This window comes from uncultured Olsenella sp., from assembly GCF_959602185.1.
Lineage (GTDB): Bacteria > Actinomycetota > Coriobacteriia > Coriobacteriales > Atopobiaceae > Olsenella_I > Olsenella_I phocaeensis.
Genome location: NZ_CAUGRZ010000002.1, coordinates 42,314 through 58,611, shown reverse-complemented (window position 1 = coordinate 58,611; position 16,298 = coordinate 42,314). Strand labels below are relative to the sequence as shown.

16 protein-coding genes are annotated in these 16,298 nt (G+C 62.2%); 10 read left to right on the top strand and 6 right to left on the bottom strand.

Translation table 11 applies throughout. From position 1 onward, the window contains the following. Positions 1-4 precede the first annotated feature (4 nt). From Q5923_RS02090 to Q5923_RS02075, 4 genes are all read left to right on the top strand, one after another. Positions 5-823, top strand: coding sequence for a phosphorylcholine transferase LicD (locus tag Q5923_RS02090; RefSeq protein ID WP_232202859.1), 819 nt, complete (start codon positions 5-7; stop codon positions 821-823). Positions 824-971: 148 nt separating this feature from the next. After that, positions 972-1,694, top strand: coding sequence for a 2-C-methyl-D-erythritol 4-phosphate cytidylyltransferase (locus tag Q5923_RS02085; RefSeq protein ID WP_009279572.1), 723 nt, complete (start codon positions 972-974; stop codon positions 1,692-1,694). Positions 1,695-1,725: 31 nt separating this feature from the next. After that, positions 1,726-2,790 carry an NAD(P)-dependent oxidoreductase gene (locus tag Q5923_RS02080; protein WP_303131828.1) on the top strand — a complete coding sequence of 355 codons (1,065 nt, stop codon included), beginning with the start codon at positions 1,726-1,728 and terminating at the stop codon, positions 2,788-2,790. Between the two features lie 25 nt (positions 2,791-2,815). Further along, entirely contained in the window at positions 2,816-3,862 is a 1,047-nt protein-coding gene (locus Q5923_RS02075; RefSeq protein ID WP_050796686.1) for a glycosyltransferase family A protein, read from the top strand. Here the strand turns inward: Q5923_RS02075 and Q5923_RS02070 are convergent. Together Q5923_RS02070 and Q5923_RS02065 are read right to left on the bottom strand one after the other, a co-directional pair. Continuing rightward, the gene (locus Q5923_RS02070) at positions 3,831-5,237 is read right to left on the bottom strand and encodes an O-antigen polymerase (RefSeq protein ID WP_303131826.1); all 1,407 of its coding nucleotides are present in this window, start codon (positions 5,235-5,237) and stop codon (positions 3,831-3,833) included. The two genes, Q5923_RS02075 and Q5923_RS02070, sit on opposite strands and share 32 nt — an antisense overlap. A 109-nt stretch (positions 5,238-5,346) precedes the next feature. Beyond that, positions 5,347-6,747, bottom strand: coding sequence for a lipopolysaccharide biosynthesis protein (locus Q5923_RS02065; RefSeq protein WP_050796684.1), 1,401 nt, complete (start codon positions 6,745-6,747; stop codon positions 5,347-5,349). Between the two features lie 403 nt (positions 6,748-7,150). On the opposite strand from Q5923_RS02065, the gene Q5923_RS02060 reads away from it, so the two are divergent. The 4 genes from Q5923_RS02060 to Q5923_RS02045 all read left to right on the top strand — a co-directional run bounded on the left by Q5923_RS02060 (position 7,151) and on the right by Q5923_RS02045 (position 10,571). Beyond that, a complete protein-coding gene (locus Q5923_RS02060; protein ID WP_368501941.1) occupies positions 7,151-8,188 on the top strand; it encodes an acyltransferase family protein in 1,038 nt (345 codons plus the stop codon). A 105-nt stretch (positions 8,189-8,293) separates the two neighbouring features. Next, positions 8,294-9,571, top strand: a complete 1,278-nt coding sequence (locus tag Q5923_RS02055; protein WP_303131824.1) for an O-acetylhomoserine aminocarboxypropyltransferase/cysteine synthase family protein — start codon at positions 8,294-8,296, stop codon at positions 9,569-9,571. A gap of 21 nt (positions 9,572-9,592) precedes the next feature. Further along, complete coding sequence (locus Q5923_RS02050; RefSeq protein WP_303131822.1) at positions 9,593-10,174, top strand: hypothetical protein; 582 nt, start codon at positions 9,593-9,595, stop codon at positions 10,172-10,174. Further along, positions 10,167-10,571, top strand: coding sequence for a GIY-YIG nuclease family protein (locus Q5923_RS02045; RefSeq protein WP_303131821.1), 405 nt, complete (start codon positions 10,167-10,169; stop codon positions 10,569-10,571). Before Q5923_RS02050 ends, Q5923_RS02045 begins: the two co-directional genes overlap by 8 nt. A 9-nt stretch (positions 10,572-10,580) precedes the next feature. Here Q5923_RS02045 and Q5923_RS02040 read toward each other — a convergent pair whose 3' ends face one another. Together Q5923_RS02040 and Q5923_RS02035 are read right to left on the bottom strand one after the other, a co-directional pair. After that, positions 10,581-11,840: a PASTA domain-containing protein gene (locus Q5923_RS02040; protein WP_303131820.1), complete on the bottom strand. Its 1,260-nt coding sequence runs from the start codon at positions 11,838-11,840 to the stop codon at positions 10,581-10,583. 87 nt (positions 11,841-11,927) lie between these two features. Then, positions 11,928-13,244 carry a M20/M25/M40 family metallo-hydrolase gene (locus Q5923_RS02035; RefSeq protein WP_303131819.1) on the bottom strand — a complete coding sequence of 439 codons (1,317 nt, stop codon included), beginning with the start codon at positions 13,242-13,244 and terminating at the stop codon, positions 11,928-11,930. Between the two features lie 442 nt (positions 13,245-13,686). Here Q5923_RS02035 and Q5923_RS02030 point away from each other — a divergent pair, with 442 nt between their 5' ends. After that, on the top strand, positions 13,687-14,709 hold the full coding sequence (locus tag Q5923_RS02030; RefSeq protein ID WP_303131817.1) for an SPFH domain-containing protein: 1,023 nt from the start codon (positions 13,687-13,689) through the stop codon (positions 14,707-14,709). Between the two features lie 14 nt (positions 14,710-14,723). After that, the gene (locus tag Q5923_RS02025; protein WP_009279561.1) at positions 14,724-14,936 is read left to right on the top strand and encodes a hypothetical protein; all 213 of its coding nucleotides are present in this window, start codon (positions 14,724-14,726) and stop codon (positions 14,934-14,936) included. A 135-nt stretch (positions 14,937-15,071) separates the two neighbouring features. On the opposite strand, the gene Q5923_RS02020 is transcribed toward Q5923_RS02025, so the two are convergent. Then, entirely contained in the window at positions 15,072-15,638 is a 567-nt protein-coding gene (locus Q5923_RS02020; protein ID WP_303131815.1) for a TetR/AcrR family transcriptional regulator, read from the bottom strand. 27 nt (positions 15,639-15,665) lie between these two features. Continuing rightward, positions 15,666-16,175 carry an HsmA family protein gene (locus Q5923_RS02015; protein WP_303131814.1) on the bottom strand — a complete coding sequence of 170 codons (510 nt, stop codon included), beginning with the start codon at positions 16,173-16,175 and terminating at the stop codon, positions 15,666-15,668. Positions 16,176-16,298 lie beyond the last annotated feature (123 nt).

Below are 16,298 nucleotides of genomic sequence, written 5' to 3'. Positions count from 1 at the left end.
TCCCTTGACCATCGACGAGATTCATTCGGTGGGGCGCACGCTTCTCGCGGAGTTCGATTCCCTGTGTCGCAGTCATGACCTTCGCTATGACATCGTGGGAGGGACCTTGCTTGGTGCGGTAAGACATCACGGCTTCATACCTTGGGACGATGACGTAGACGTCTCGATGCCTCGTCCGGACTATGAGCGCCTACTCGTCCTGTGTCTGGAGGGAAAAGCCAGTCTTCCTGCCAAACGTAGTGTGGTCTCTTTGAGGGACGAGACCTTTCCGCGGCACTATGCCAGGTACGTTAGCCACGCCGTCTTAAGAGATGCGCGCTATGCGTCCGATGACGACTGCCCCTACTTCGGCCTGGACATCTTTCCGCATGATGGGGTGCCAGCCGATGACATCGCCTTTTATCATCAGGTTAAGCACATCGAGCGTTTGCGACGGATTCTTCTGCTGAGCACGTCACGCAAAGGAATGAGCAACCGTGGCAAGAAGGTCGCCCTGGCAAAGGACATGGTCCGTCCTTTTCTCAAGCTCTACGGCAGCTATCGCATCGCGAAGAGGCTTGATGCGGTCTGTTCCCAGCTGCCCTTCGAAACTGCCGAATTCGTCGGTGGGATTACTGGTATGTACGGCTTGAAGGAGCGTTGGGCCAAAGCGGACATGCTTCCTCAAACGAGCTTCGAGTTCGAGGGCCTTGAGCTTCTCGGATACAGGAATTACGATAAATATCTATCAAATATCTATGGCGACTACATGCAGCTCCCGCCTGAAGAGGAGCGACTTCCGCACCCCGATGATTTCTATTGGGACAGATCCGTGTGTGACTAACCCACAAAGGTATAGTGTTCCTCAAGGTGGCCATGTGGGAGTGTCCCTTAATTAAGTGGCTCACATCTGCCTTTTGCGCTCTTGTGGCGATGTTGCCGCCTCCTTGTGCAGTGGCTGTCCAACGTCTCGTCGCTCTGAAGGGAACCATATGAACATTGCGGTGATATTCGCAGGTGGCGTTGGCAGTCGCATGCGCTCGAAAGAGCTCCCCAAACAGTTCCTGGTCATACACGGCAAGCCAATCATCGTTCGTACGGCGGAACTGTTCCAGGCCCATGCGAAAATCGATGCAATCGTGATTTCGTGTGTCTCGGAGTGGATTGCGTACTGCAAAGAACTCATGGTCGAACATGGCCTCTCGAAGGTTGAGAGGGTCGTGCACGGAGGTTCCACGGGCCAAGAGTCCATCTATAATGCGCTCTGTGCTGCCGAGGAGCTTGCTGCAGGTGAAAGAAGCATTGCGCTCGTGCATGATGGCGTTAGACCCCTTATCTGTGAGAAGACAATCGATGACAGCATCTCATCGGTGCGCTCCTTCGGCTCTGCCATTACTTGCGTATCAGCCAAGGAGACAGTCGTGGAGATTGATGGGGATGGGGCCGTCAGGGACATCCCTGCACGCAGTAGCATCCGTCTTGCAAGGGCACCCCAGAGCTTCTGGCTTGATGAGATTCTGCGTGCGCATCGTAGGGCGATTGCAGAGGGTCGGCAGGATTTTGTCGACTCAGCGTCCATGATGCGGGAGTATGGCCATTCCCTGCATCTGATTGATGGGCCTGAGGAGAACATCAAGATCACGACCCCTGGTGACTTCTTTGCCATGAGGGCAATACTTGATGCGCGCGAGAACGAGCAGATCTATGTCAGCTAGGCATTGTTCGAATTCGGACCGGAGGAAGCCGATGGTGCCTGTCGTTTGGTCCCGTGTGCTCGACGAGGATTTTTCCCGCATTCCCAGGGACGAGTTCGAGCCGTTCCATGGGAAGACCGTCCTCGTAACGGGCGCTACAGGACTCGTCGGCTCGCTTATAGTGAAGGGCTTCGTCTATGCCCGCGAGACATATGGGATAGACACAAGGGTCATGGCCGTCGTGCGCGATGGGTCGAAGGCGCGGAGGACCTTCGTGCCCCACTGTGGCCAGCTTGATCTGGTGGTCTGCGATCTTATGCACGACGTGCCCAAGATAGACGGGGAAGTTGACTATATCGTCCATTGTGCCGCGATCACACAGTCGAAGCTCATGGTAGAACGTCCCGTCGATGTCATCGACCTGTCCGTCTGTGGGACTAGGTCGGTCCTAGGAATGGCTGTCCAAAAGCGTGCACGCATGGCATACCTCTCATCGATGGAGGTGTACGGGACGATTCCGGGGAAAGACAGGGTGGGAGAAGACCAGCTCGGCTTCATCGATCTGGGGTCAGTGCGCTCCTGTTACCCGGAAAGCAAGAGACTGTGCGAGAACCTCTGCGTCGCTTTTGCGGTGCAGCACGGCCTCGACGTGTCAATCCTCAGGCTGGCTCAAACCTTTGGCGCCGGTGTAGGCCGCACGGAAAGTCGAGCCGTCGTCCAGTTCGCTCGCAAGGCGGCAGCGGGAGACGATATCGTTCTCAAGACGAGGGGTCTTTCGGAGGGAAACTACGTCTATGCTTCCGATGCGGTGAGGGCCATCCTTCTAGTACTCCTGAAGGGTGAGGCCCGAGAGGCATACAACGTCTCCAACGAGTCAGCCCACATGACTATCCGTGAGCTTGCGCACTTTGCCACTAGGGTCTTTCCCACAAGGGGGAGTCGGGTTGTCATAGATGTCGACGAGCAAAATTCCAGTGGTTATGCGGCGGACGTCAGGCTGTTCCTCGATTCTTCTAAGCTTCGACGTCTTGGCTGGGAGCCGCAGGTCGACCTTGGCGAGGCCATGCTTCGTACCATCGCGTATCTGGAAGAGCAGGACGAACCCCGGGAGGACTAGAACCTTGACCCCGTCTGCCCCTGACATGGCCGTCGGCGTGCGCGTGAGCGTAATCGTGCCGGTATACAACTCGGATGAGTTCGTACGCCATACCGTAGAAACACTGCTGCAGCAGGACTTCGAGGACTTTGAGGTTCTGCTGATGGACGATGGATCGTCCGACAGCAGTGGATCGATTTGTGACGACATGGCAGCTCACGATAAAAGGGTACGCGTTTTCCATCTCGAAAACGGTGGCATGTGCCGGGCCAGGAACCTGGGAATCGAATACGCAAGGGGAGAGTACGTCTCCTTCTGCGACAACGACGACGAGTGCCTTCCGGGCTTTCTGTCTGCCAACTTTAATCTGGCATACAGGTATGGTGTCGACTGCGTCCGCTTCGGTCGCAGGCACGACCTCATCATGGGCGGGCGGGTGTGCCGGACGGACGTGCTGTGCCCCTCCAAGGAGGAGGTGCTGTGGGGTGATGACGTCGTCGAGCACTACGATACGGTCATGACAGCAGGCTCGGGAGTCTGGACTGGCATGTACCGACGGTCGACCATCCTTGAGAATGGCATCAAGTTCGATGAGAGGCTGAGGAGCGGCTACGAAGACCACATCTTCAACGCACGGTTTATGGAAGTGGCCAACGGCGTAGCCCTTAACCCCTCTGTTCTCTACGTCTGGTCTCAGCGCGCGTCGCACAGTGCGTCAATGAAAATTCGGGATGACTACTTCCTTGGCCTTCGCTTGGCGGCCTTGGCAGAAACGAGGTTGCTTGACAGAAATGGATTCTCTGGCAGGAGGCCAGACATATACGCGAAGTGCATGTGCTTCTATCTGCATAACGGTCTCAGCATCTCGAGCAAAAGTGGGGCGAGTGTCAGCCTGGAGGCGAATCGTCCCTTTTACGAGTCCTTACGTCAGACGTTTTGCGAAAGTGGCGTCCACCGTTTGGACGAAAAGTGCCTAAGGCCGCGTGACCGCCTGGCCTATCACCTGTTGTGGTCCGGACGCTACCGCGTCCTCCATCTTGCCTGCATGGTTGTATATGGAGCTAAATATCGTCTAAGGCATCCTCACGTCTAAGTGCTCCGCGCATATGCCGACGGAGTTGCAAGATATACGTACCTAGGCTTCCGGTAAGCCAGAGCGTTACGATGACGGCGAGCACCACGATTACCAGCACGCTCGTGTTCAGCATTCTGCTGAACACGTACTCCTCACGCTCGAGATCGAATAGGTTGCTCCCTACGTACAAGAAGGGCACGACGACTGCGGGGATGGTGTGCCTTCGGGCGTACTCGTACATCGCCTCGAAGATACCTCCTGCTGCAGTGCCCAGGACGATGATGCCCGCTATGCCGAAGTCGGCGAAGTATCTGAAGAACATCGTGTAGATATTGCTGTCATGGTTGCCTATGCGGACGAAGTCGGATGCGTAGGGCTGGAGGCTATGGATGATTCCGAACTTGTAGGCAAAGACGTACAGGTTGTAAAAGCTGCGCATGCCTGGGTATGGGGATGCCGCAATGCCTCTGTCGAGAGCGAGCTGAAACGAGGGAAGCCCCCCGCTCACATAGAACGATATGTAGCTGTCGAGCGAGCTTGATGCCATTCTCCCCACAAGCGCGGACGAGAAGTAGAACAACGGGATGCCAAGCAAGACAGCGATGCCACCGATGGTGATCATCTTCTTGGTAATCAGTCTCGCACTGCGTCCGTCTCGGAGTTGCAGGAGGAAGAAAGCTAGGGCACTTGCGAAGGCGTAGTTCGCAATGGGGCCTCGGCTGCCCATGAGAATGGTGTATCCGCACGTTGCCAGAAGGCAGGACAGGGGAGGAACGATTCCTTTCCAGCCACGAGCATCTGCGATGCTCCGTACTGAGAAGAAGACGGAGCAGTATGCGATGACGGTCACGAGCTTATCGGACTGACGAGAGACGAAGCTATACCCCTCGCCCATGCGTATGTTGGCGGTTGAGAACGAGCTGCTGGTGACTTGTCGAGCCCACTTCGCAAGGTCGACGTAGCTCTCGAAGTGCTTGCCTGCCCCAGCTGCCATCTCGGTCATGTCGTGGATGCGGATGGCTGCGGCGGCGATGACCACGACGAAGAGGACGAGGTACTTCCATGAGGCCACCTCAAAAGAGTGGGTGTGGTGGCTGTCTAGACTACCTGGCCTGGCATAGTGTCGACCTCGGGGGTTTCTGGTTTGCCAAAACGCTCGCACGAGAAGTGCCCCTAGAGCGAAGCACGTGCAGCCAAGCAACAGAAAGGAGAAACCGTCCACCTTGAGAGGCACTTCGTTCCAGGTACGCATTCCCAGGATGGAGAGCGCGGCGGCGAGACAGAAGACAAGGGTGTTGAGGGGTGCGGGTGACAGGAGCTCGAAGTCCGATTTCGTCAAGCAGAGCCAGAACTCGATGAGCAAGACGATTGCAAGAAGCAGGTTGAATAGCATCACGTTGTCCCCATGGTAGTCGTTGGCGCATGTGGCCTTGCGCATACCGTATCATTGTGGGCTTTCGTTCGGGACCCATGTGCGCAGTGAGACCGACCGCGCTGGCACCCTATGTTCTGAGGGCTTTGTAGGTTGATTGGACGCGGTTCCCGTTGGCGACGAGGAATGCCACATAGAACAACAGGTACGCTGTGGTTGCTACGAGGGGAGGCAGGAGAATCGTCATGGTGACGAAGGCTCCCGTCAATACAAGCTCCCATATTCCGATGCTGGTGGGTGGGACGCCGATGGCACGGTTGAGGTAGCTCTCTGAGTAGAGGCTCCTGATTATGATTGCCAAGACGACGGAACCGATGACCATGTAGATCGAGTGGAAGACGTTGGTTCCTAGGAAGGTGCCGAGGGCGCTGAGCAACGCAATGCACGCATTGATTCTGAATAGCACCGCCTCCTCGCGGCGCACCTTAAAGAACGTGGTGCATGTAATGTTCATCTTGCTGTCAAAGACGCAGAGGGGCATCAGATAGATGAAGAAAACGAAACTATGCGCGTACTGGGGCAGCCACAGTCCGAGGAGCCAGGTCATCGGTTGGTACAGCAAGTAGACCGCAGGGAAGGCGAGTCCCATCGCATCGCGGGCCACGGTGTAGAAGTGCTTGGCGGACTGGGCGCTGCTCTGCCTGAGGGCAGGGAAGAGCACCATGCTTGCCTGTGAGACGAACGCTAGGAAGAAGTTGACCATGGAGAGAGCGAGCGAGAGCTCTCCGAATGTCTTGATGCCCCACGTCGCATCGATGGCGAAGCGCGCGATGCCGAGAACCAGCTGGCTGGCGATGTTTGCAAGCATGAGCTTGATGCCCACGCGGATGCTCTGGATACCCTCCCGGGCGGCTTGGCTCGGTGCTAGGATGCCAGATTTTGTAAAGTCCCGTAGTAGGTACAGGCAGAAGCCAAGCTGCACGACACTTGAAAAGATGTAGGAGATGACGTATGGCTCGAACGCATGGATCCGCCCCGTTAGGAGTAATAGGAGTGGGACGAGAAAAGACAGGCGCTCGACAATGGACGAGTAGGAGGAGAGCCTGGTCTCGTTCATTGCCTGCAGTAGGAAGGTCAAGTATGTCGCCGCGTTCTGTATGACGAGGAAGATGCCCGTGCAGACAATAACGAACTCCCGCTCGGGGCCAAAGCCTCCAAGGACGGCTATCGCGACGATGACGATGGCCATGACCAGTTGGAACGATAGAGCGAAGACGAACTGTGAGTTGACCGACCGTCTGTCAATCTGGTCGCGTGACTGCCCTCCCTTGATGAGGTAGACACCGTCATTGAGCCCTAGGTGAAAGAAGCCGACATAGCCTATGTAGAAGATGAAGAGCTGCCAATAGCCGTACTGTTCGGTGCCGAGGAGCTTCGGGACAATCAGCGACTGGACGATGCTCAGCAGCATGCTCACCCCCTGGGCGAGGAAGGCTACCGAAACATTCTTGATAAGGGTTCTTTTGTCCATGGGAGAAGTATAGGGAAGGCGCGATGCGTCTGTCTCTTGGTACCGGCGGGCGCATGGAAAGAAAGGATATTAGGCGAGATAGGTGCAGGTTCTTTTGATACGTCATGGAAAGATGAGTCAGTATTCTGCGCGTTGAATGCGCCAATTTTCTCGCGTGTTGATAAAACGAACGGAATGACCATGCCTCCTAAAACTATCCAGAAAGGAGTCTGTGGTCTTTTCCGAGATGCGCTCAAAAGGGCGTACATGTCATGAGAGTTGATTTTCGTATCGTCACATCGAGGGCCTACTTGGGTAGTGCAGACTGAGGTGTGTTTAGCGGTATGCTTCGTCTGAAGATACGTGACTAACGAGGAGATTTTACTTGGGTGAGTCCAGGCCATGGCTAAGGGCAGTCTCGGGAATGAAGTCCATGGCGCTTCTTCTCATTTTGGTTTGGCATTGTGGAGTGTTGAAAGCGCCCGATTTGGGTGCTAGGTGCTGCGAGATATTTTTCGTTTCCTCTGGCTTCCTTGAGGCGTACCGACATGGCTTCTCTTGGGAGTTCACATTGGAGGAGTGCTTTCTCTCCGTGCGTAGGAAGTTGCGTGTCATTTATCCGATGTATCTCGCATCCCTCCTGTCGGCTGTCGCCCTGTCTTTCCTGACTGGAAAAATCACCCTCGAGTTGAGGTTCGTGGGAACAATGCTGCCTTACCTCTTGTTGATGCAATCTTGGTTTCCCAAGATTGCATTGCTTCCGGAATACAATGGTGCAAGCTGGTTCCTATCTGCGCTGTTGCTTTGCTATGCAGCGACCCCATTCGTTGCATACGTCGTGAAAAGAGTGATGGGTGCGACCGCTCTCGGCTCAAAGGTCTTAAAGATGTCTTTGCTCATGGCGACGATCTTCTTGGTGCGGACGGTTGCCGAATTACTTGCCGTGACATTTCCAGATATCTATTCCTACAGCGTCCACAGCAATCCTCTCGTCCGTCTCCTGGAATTTTCGCTTGCCTATTGCGTTGGCATCGTCTTTACGGATTTTTTGCCCACGAGAGGTATCAGTCCTTGGAAGAAGGCGACTCTCGAGTTGTCGATAGTTGCCGTCTATGTAACCGCTGTCTGGTACGGTAATGCGCTGCTTCCGCGCTCTGCTTTTGTTTTCCTTGCATGCCCACTGGTGGTGGTCTTTGCTAGGGGGGAAGGGCCTATCTCTCGCTTTTTGTCCCTGGCGCCTCTCCAGAGCTTTTACGCAATTGAGATGTCCTTCTATCTTTTTCATCAAACCGCCTGTCGCATTGCGGCGATTGATGTTTTCAAGACTCTCTATAGTGGCATTCGCGGCGGCAGAATAATTCACGTGACAATTGCGTTGGCTCTGACTTTGTTGTTTGTCATGGCCTGGAGACTGTTGTCTACGGCTTTCAACTCTCGTTTCCACCGCTTGAACGTCGGGTAGCCGGCCCTCTCCTTGGTGTAAGGTTTCGGACGTGGCCGCGGCGGGGGAGGGCCCTCCTCGCGACCGGTGCCTCGTCTGGTTGCCCTTTGACCCAAAGGAGCTCACATGACCCAGATTGCCACGCGTTGCGTCCAGGCTGGCTATGCGCCCGGGAACGGGGAGCCGCGCCAGATTCCCATCGTGCAGTCCACGACCTTCAAGTACGACACTTCCGAGCGCATGGGGCAGCTCTTCGACCTCGAGGCGGAGGGCTACTTCTACACCCGCCTGCAGAACCCCACGAACGACGCCGTCGCCGCGAAGATCTGCGCCCTCGAGGGCGGCAGCGCGGCCATGCTCACCAGTTCGGGCCAGGCGGCCAACTTCTTTTCCGTGTTCAACATCGCACAGTCAGGCGACCACGTCGTCGCCTGCTCCACCATCTATGGCGGGAGCTACAACCTTCTCGCCCACACCATGGCAAAGATGGGGCTCGAGACCACCTTCGTCTCTCCCACCTGCTCGGACGAGGAGCTCGAGGCGGCCTTCCGCCCCAACACCAAGGCCGTCTTCGGCGAGACCATCGCAAACCCCGCCCTCGCGGTCCTGGACATCGAGCGCTTCGCCGCCGCCGCGCACGCCCACGGCGTGCCCCTGATCGTCGACAACACCTTCCCCACGCCCGTCAACTGCCGGCCCATCGAGTGGGGCGCCGACATCGTGACCCACTCCACCACCAAGTACATGGACGGCCACGGCTGCGGCGTGGGTGGCGCCATCGTGGACTCCGGCAACTTCGACTGGATGGCCAACGCCGAGCGCTTCCCAGGTCTCACCACGCCCGACGAGTCCTACCATGGCATCGTCTATGCCGAGCGCTTTGGCCGGGCAGGCGCCTTCATCACCAAGGCGACCTCCCAGCTCATGCGCGACTTCGGCTCCATACAGTCGCCCCAGAACGCCTTCTACCTCAACCTGGGGCTCGAGAGCCTGCACGTCCGCATGCCGCAGCACTGCGCCAACGGCCAGGCGGTGGCGCAGTTCCTGCAGTCCAACCCCAAGGTGGCCTCTGTTCGCTACCCCGGACTCCCCGATGACGAGTTCCACGCCCTTGCGCAGAAGTACCTGCCCAACGGCAGCTGCGGCGTGGTGAGCTTCGAGGTGGCGGGGGGCCGCGCGGAGGCGGAGAGGTTCATGGCGGCGCTGCGCCTCTTTGCCATCGAGACGCACGTGGCGGACGCGCGCAGCTGCTGCCTGCACCCCGCCAGCTCCACCCATCGCCAGATGAGCGACGAGGAGCTTGTGGCGGCGGGCATATCCCCCAGCATGGTCAGGCTCTCCTGTGGTCTGGAGGCGGGGGAGGACCTGGTGGCCGACCTGGACCAGGCGCTCGCGTCCGTCTAGGGCCAGCGCGAGGGAGGGAGCATGGAGAGGGACGCCTTGGTGAGGGTCGCCGCGACGGGCGGCTACGGCACGGTCTACTCCGTCGAGGAGGGCGTGTGCGAGGTCGCCTTGATCGACCCCCAGGCCGAGGAGGACTTCCTGTCCGTCCCGCAGGCCATGGTCGAGCCGCTCGAGCGGGCGTATCCGGAGTCCATGGGCGAGCTTGCGGGACGGCTCGCCCTCCTTCACCTGCGCGTGAGCCGCGGTGCGGCTGCGGGAGGCGGCTTCGAGGCCTTCGTCGGCCGAACCGAGGACGACGCGCTCGAGCTCTGGTGGGCCGAGGGCAACCATCGTGCGAGGCGGGTGTCCCACCTGGAAGGGGGACAGGCCAGCGCCCTGGCGTCAGCGCTCAGAGGGCTGGACCTGGAGCCCTGGGAGCACGGCGGGGGCGCACCGGCGCGCCCGGGCGGATGGCACTGGTCCCTGGAGTGCGCCGGCGCGGGCATGGGGGCGAGCGGCTTTGGCCACGACGGCGCTCCCGAGGGGCTGCGCGACGTGGTCGAGGCCCTTGCGGGAATGGGACTTCCCCTTATCTGGGACGACGAGGGCCCGCGCCTTGCCTGAGGCTGAGCCGTCCGCCGGGCAAAAGGGAGGACCCGTCTCGGACGAATCGGCCCCAAAGCCAAGAACCTACTACGTCTACGTGCTGGAATGCGAGGATGGCTCGCTCTACTCCGGCATCACCACGGACGTGGTGCGGCGCCTGCGCGAGCACCTTTCCCAGAGGCCTCCTGGGGCCCGCTACACGCAGCGACATCGGCCCGTCGGCCTGCGGGGGCTCTGGGCCTGCGAGGGCCGCTCGTTGGCCTGCAGGCTGGAGTGGCGCCTGCACCATGCGAGCCGCCCCCAGAAGCTGGAGCTGCTTGCTGCCCCGGAGCTTGCGGGAGGGGAGTGGGAGCCCGTTGGCAAGGAGGAGCGGCTTGTGCTGTGGGAGGAGGCTGTGGTCCCGACAGGCGCCTAGCCCCGCGGCCTAGTTGGCCGTGCCGGCCTTGGGCTGTGCCTCGTGGATGGTGACCGTGCTGCCCACGGCTACGACGCTGTCCGTGGGGGGCTCGACGGCGGCGACGGTGCCGTTGACGAAGTCGTCGGTGAGGACCGCCTCGCCCCTGGCCACCTCGAGGCCCATACCGCGAAGGAGCACGGTGGCCTTTGCCACGGTCATGCCCCTGAGGTCCGGGATCGAGACGCTGCTCTGCTCGTTGTCGTCTGCGAAGTCGCTGGTGTCGCCCGCGTCGGGGTTGGGGCCGTCCGACACGACGAGGTCCACCTTGGTGCCCATGACCTCCATGGCCCCTGCCTCGGGCCCCTGGCTGATCACCTTTCCCGCGGCGACGGTGTCCGAGTAGGCGAAGGTGACGTCGTCCTTCACGAAGAACTTGGTCTGCGCGAGCGCCGTGACGGCGTCGTCCAGCGAGAGCCCGACCAGGTCGGGAACGGCCTGTGTCACCTCGGGGGACTTGCCCACCTTGAGCGTCACGTCCCCGCCGCTGGGAAGCGCGCTGTCGGCCGTGGGTTCCGTTGCCAGCACGCGGCCCGCGTCCTCCGAGCTCTGGGTGACCTGCTCGCTCACCTCGACGTCGTAGCCCTGCGACTCGAGCTCCGCCTGGGCAGACGCGGCATCAAGGCCCACGACGTTGGGTACCTCGGGGTCGGAAAAGAGCCCGAAGCAGCTGGTGAGGATGAGGCTGGACCCCAGGATGGCGACCAGGACCGCGATGATGCCGGCGACGAGCAGGTGGGGGAACCCTCGGCCTCCCGGCAGCGTCCCCGTGCCCTCGTCGACGGCCCAGCCCTGCTCGATCTTGGGGGCCCTCACGTCCGCGGCCTTCACGGCTCCGGTCGCGCCTGGCCCCAGGGCGTTGCCATCGTCGACGGCGTCGTCGCCGTCCTCTTTGGGGGTGGGCGCGGCCTCGATGGTGGGGAGCTGCTCGTCCAGCGCCTGGGAGGGCGCCGCGTCCCCTGGCGCCACGGCGGAGGTGGCACCAGGCTCCAGGCGCTCGTCCTCGGAGAGTGTGCCGACGCCATCGGGCGACGCCGCACTCGCGGGCTCCAGCGCCGCATCGACGTGCTCGACGCGCGCGTGCTCGGCTGCCGAGTGCTCGGGGAGCACGACCTCTTCTTGCCCGTTGGACCAGGGGCAGCTCGTCGCCATATGGCGCGGGACGTTGCCCTCGCCCGTCGGGCTGGGCTCGTCCTCGACCCTTGGCATGCGGTCGCTGTCGTCGGTCACGCTGGTTCCTCTCGCCTTCCTGCAGGGCCGTGGGACAGGTTGTCCCAAAAAGCGTTGGACTATCTTACGCCAGTGACCTGTGACTTGTCACTTTTCGCTGCCGTGGAAGGTGGTTATGGGGGCTTGGGGGCAATTCAGCTTGTGAATAAGGTCGTCTTGGGACATTGCCCCGCCGGGCAGCTCGAGCATCAGCGCGAGGGCCAGGACGAGCCCGTCCTCCAGGCTCCCGGGGTCTACCCACTCGTCCCTGGTGTGGAGGAGGCCGCCATGCACCGTCCCCACCGTGAGGGCGGGGATCCCTAGGCTGAGGGGGATGTTGGCGTCCGTGGAGGCGGGGGAGAGGTCGGGCTCCTCTCCCGTGACGGAGCGGATTGCCTCGCAGGCGAGCCTTGTGACGCGCTCCTGCGCCTCGGGACGGGTGCCTGCGTTCCCGGGCCTCATGCCTATGCGCTCGAGCGAGGTGCGGACGCCCCTCTCGCCCGCGTTGGCGACGACCTCTTGCAGCCGGGTGCGCATCGCCGCGAGGTTTGCCGCGGACTCGCTGCGGTATTCGAAGAGGCAGCTCGCCTGGGACGCGATGGCGTTGACCGTGCTCCCGCCCTCGATGCGTCCCGCGTTGATGGTGGTCCGGGCGCCCGTGGTCGGGTCCTGCGGCAGCGTGCTGGCATAGAGCTCGCCGACGACGCGGCAGAGGCGCTCGATGGCGTTGGGGCGGCCGAAATCGTGGTAGGAGTGCCCGCCTTGGGTCCTGACCTCGATCCTCCAGCGCTCGGAGCCCACGGCCACGCCTATGCATTGGGGCAGGTACAGGTCGAGCGAGACGAACGCTCGCACGGTCGTGCCGCAGGCCTCCAGCCAGCGGAAGACGGCCTTGGTCCCGTCGAGGTTGCCCAAGCCCTCCTCGCAGCTGTTGGCCACGACGAGGAGGTCCGCCCGTGCGGTGGCCGCAGCGAGCTCTTGTGGGTGTTCCAACAGGCAGCTCGTCGCCATGAGCAGCGCCACGAGGTTCGCCGTGTCGTCGCCTATGCCCGGCGCGAGCAGCCGCCCTCCCTCCTCGCACACCTCGAAGGGCTCGACGTCGTCGAAGACGACGTCGGTGTGGGCACAGAAGAGGACGAGGTCACGGCAGGGGGACGGCGTTCCGGGGTTGGCCTGGGGCCTGGACGGCGCGGCGTGGTCGCTCTCGCCCGAGGGACGTCTGAGGAGGCAGAGGACGTTCTTCTGCCCGTCCACCCAGACCTCGTTTGCGCCCTGCCGTCTGAGCCACTCCGCCACGAAGGCCGCCCGGCGCTCCTCGTGGCGGGTCGGGGCGGGGATGCCGGCGAGCGTGCGGAGCAGCTCGAGCTCCTGGTCGTGGTGGTCCCGCGCGTAGGCCCGGAGCCTTTGCAGCAGTGCTTCGTCCATCCTGGCCTCCCTGGTCCGTGGCTGGTTCCATGATGTCACAGGGGGGATCGCGGGCGCGCGAGGCGTGGGGGGTAGGTGCGTGGGGCGCGGGGGGTGCGCGGGCAGGCGCGCGAGGCGCGGAGGCAGGCGCGCGAGGCGCGCGGGCACGGGGTTCGGTTGCGCGAGTCAATGGGCGTTTTGGGGTGCGTCGTGGAGTTCTTCGTGCGCAGACGAGGAATGGCCTGTGCACGAAATTGCGCTGACCTGGCCTTTTGTCGGCACGGCGCGCAGACTGGGAGTGACCTGCGCACGATTTTGGAGCGTTTCTCTCCTTCTCTCCTATGGTACGTTGACAAGACCTCAAAGTGATATCACTATGACCTCAGCCTCTCCGTGCGGGGAGGGACACGAGGGCAGCGCCTCCATGGGGGAGGTCGGCCCCTCGCGCAGAAGGGAACGAGACATGAGCGTAGAGAAGAAGGCCCACGCGGCGTCCGGCTGGGCGATGCTCCTGGTGGTCGTCGTCCTGTACCTGGCGAGCGTCTACATGGTCGTGCGAGGCATCATGAACGTCAGCCTCTACGACGACCTGGGGCTCGTCGCCCCCGTGACTGCCTGGGTGGCCATTCCGCTGGGCTTCGTCATGCTGGCGGTGGCAATAATCCTGAGCTGCGGCTTCTTCACCCTGCAGCCGGGACAGGCGCGCATCTGCGTCCTCTTTGGCAAGTACGTGGGCACGGTGCGTGACGAGGGGCTGCGTTGGGCCAACCCCTTCTACTCCCGCAACCTGGGCAGCTCCAACGCCTCGCCCTCGGTGGACATCGCAGCCTCCATCACGGGCATCTCGAGCGCCAGCGCGGGCTCTCCCTCTCATGTGCACGGCGCCAAGATCTCCACCCGCGCACGCACGCTCAACGGCGACCGCCTCAAGGTCAACGACAAGATGGGCAACCCCATAGAGATTGCGACCGTGGTGGTGTGGCGCGTGGCCGACACGGCGAAGGCTGTCTTCGACGTGGATGACTACGAGAGCTTCGTCTGCATGCAGACCGAGACCGCGCTGCGCCACGTTGCCAGCATCTATGCCTACGACCACATGGAGGACGAGGACGAGAGCGCGAGCTCCATCACCCTGCGCTCCAACATCGAGGAGGTCTCGGAGAGCCTCAAGGCGGAGCTCGAGCGCAAGCTGGCCGTCGCGGGCGTCGCCGTGGACGACGCGCGCCTGACGCACCTGGCCTACGCGCCCGAGATCGCCCAGGCGATGCTCCGCCGCCAGCAGGCCGACGCCGTCATCGCCGCACGCAAGAAGATCGTCGAGGGTGCCGTGAGCATGGTGGACATGGCGCTCGCGCAGCTCTCGGACGGCGGGATCGTGGAGTTCGACGACGACCGCAAGGCCGTTATGGCATCCAACCTCATGGTGGTGCTCTGCGGCGAGTCCGAGGCGCAGCCCGTGCTCAACACCGGCAGCCTGTACCAGTAGGGCGGTGCGTCGCGTTGGCGAGGAAGCAGTACCCCCTGCGCATCGACCCCGAGCTCTGGTCCGCCGTCCAGAGGTGGGCGGCGGACGAGATGCGCAGCTCTAACGCGCAGGTCGAGTGGATCGTGCGGGACGCGCTGCGCCGGGCGGGGAGGCTGCCCGGGAGGGGCGGAGGGGACGTGGCTCCCCCTTCCGGGGGAGAGGAACAGCTCCCTAGGTCGCGGGACTAGGCGGCGAAGCTTGGCGTCGTCGTGCAGAACTCGCCCGAGTTGACAGATTGGTGCCATCTCGGGCGAGTTCTGCACGACGGATGCCCGCGCTACCTCTCCCTCCGTGATTCCGCCCCTCGCTCGCGGTCCGAGGCGCTAGCCGCCGCCATAGAGGGCGCGCTCCATCAGGGCGAAGAGGGTCTGGCAGTCCGAGCGCCGCCTGAGGGCGTCGAACATCGCGTCGAGGGTAAGCCTGCAGATGCGTTCGGGCTCCAGCTGGCCCCGGAGCACCTCTCGCCTGACGGAGGGGTCCGACTCCAGGACGTGCGCCAGGCCCTCCAGCATGTGCGAGAGGAGGGCGTCCATGCGCTCCCGCCCCGCCTCGCGCGCCCCGGGGCCCAGGGCGTGGAGCTGGGCGAGCCAGTTGGAGCCCAGGGGAGAGAGGCGCTCGTCCAGGCCCGCAAAGAGCCGGCGGCAGTAGTCGAGGTAGGGCTCCTGGCTTCGGGTCTGGCAGAAGTCCGCGAAGAAGGCGTCCCTGAAGAGCGCCTCCGCCGTGGCCGCGACCAGCTCGTCGCGCGAGGGGTAGTAGTTGTAGACCGAACCGACGGAGATCTGGCAGGCACGCGCCACACCGCGGATGCTGATCGCGTCGAGGCCGTGGTTCCGCGCCAGGCCGCAGGCCGCGTCGAGTATCTGCTCCTGGCTCGTGCGTCTCCTGGGCATCCTTGCCTCCCGGTCCTGTCGGGGTGTCTATGCCTGGCGTCGCGTGCCGTCGGCGTCCTCGTGCGTCGTGGGTTCCTGACGCAGGCGCAGCACGAGGGCGATCGCGGCGACGATGGCGACGGAGGCGACGCCGGCCTTCGTGCCCGTCATGCCCAGTGCGGGGATGCCCATGAGCAGCCCCACAAGGTAGGGGACGAGCCACGCGAGCCAGACGGCGACGGAGTAGCGGCTGAAGCCCTGGCGGGCCCGCTCGCTCCCGCGCCAGACGACGAGGCTGGCCCAGACGGCATGGGCGAGCATGAGCGCGATGGCGACGGCGCCCGTCACGGCATGGACGCCCAGGCCCGAGATGCCGTTGGTGCGGGCGTAGCTGCCCATGAGGGCGGTTCCCGTGCTGTCGCAGGCAAGTCCCGCCCAGTAGAGCGCGAGCTGTGCCTTGCCCAGGTAGTGGTGCCTGCGCTCCCCAAAGACGCCTGCCGTGTAGAGGACGAGCGCCGCCGTGATGGCGACGGACGCGAATGCGATGGTGCTGCCCATGTCTGCTCCCCGAGCCGTGGGCGCGGTTCCCCAAGGGCCGCGCGCCGCCGTGTGTGAACACCGTTCACTATAGGCAGCCGGTGGTGAACCGAGCCATGCGTTGTTCACTGTGGAGAGGGGATG

Coding starts and splice junctions, on each gene's coding strand:
- Q5923_RS02065 (WP_050796684.1), bottom strand. CDS start 6,747: ATGGACAAAAGAACCCTTATCAAGAATGTTTCGGTAGCCTTCCTCGCC.
- Q5923_RS02030 (WP_303131817.1), top strand. CDS start 13,687: ATGAGCGTAGAGAAGAAGGCCCACGCGGCGTCCGGCTGGGCGATGCTC.
- Q5923_RS02020 (WP_303131815.1), bottom strand. CDS start 15,638: ATGCCCAGGAGACGCACGAGCCAGGAGCAGATACTCGACGCGGCCTGC.
- Q5923_RS02055 (WP_303131824.1), top strand. CDS start 8,294: ATGACCCAGATTGCCACGCGTTGCGTCCAGGCTGGCTATGCGCCCGGG.
- Q5923_RS02075 (WP_050796686.1), top strand. CDS start 2,816: ATGGCCGTCGGCGTGCGCGTGAGCGTAATCGTGCCGGTATACAACTCG.
- Q5923_RS02080 (WP_303131828.1), top strand. CDS start 1,726: ATGGTGCCTGTCGTTTGGTCCCGTGTGCTCGACGAGGATTTTTCCCGC.
- Q5923_RS02015 (WP_303131814.1), bottom strand. CDS start 16,175: ATGGGCAGCACCATCGCATTCGCGTCCGTCGCCATCACGGCGGCGCTC.
- Q5923_RS02060 (WP_368501941.1), top strand. CDS start 7,151: ATGAAGTCCATGGCGCTTCTTCTCATTTTGGTTTGGCATTGTGGAGTG.
- Q5923_RS02050 (WP_303131822.1), top strand. CDS start 9,593: ATGGAGAGGGACGCCTTGGTGAGGGTCGCCGCGACGGGCGGCTACGGC.
- Q5923_RS02035 (WP_303131819.1), bottom strand. CDS start 13,244: ATGGACGAAGCACTGCTGCAAAGGCTCCGGGCCTACGCGCGGGACCAC.
- Q5923_RS02070 (WP_303131826.1), bottom strand. CDS start 5,237: ATGCTATTCAACCTGCTTCTTGCAATCGTCTTGCTCATCGAGTTCTGG.
- Q5923_RS02085 (WP_009279572.1), top strand. CDS start 972: ATGAACATTGCGGTGATATTCGCAGGTGGCGTTGGCAGTCGCATGCGC.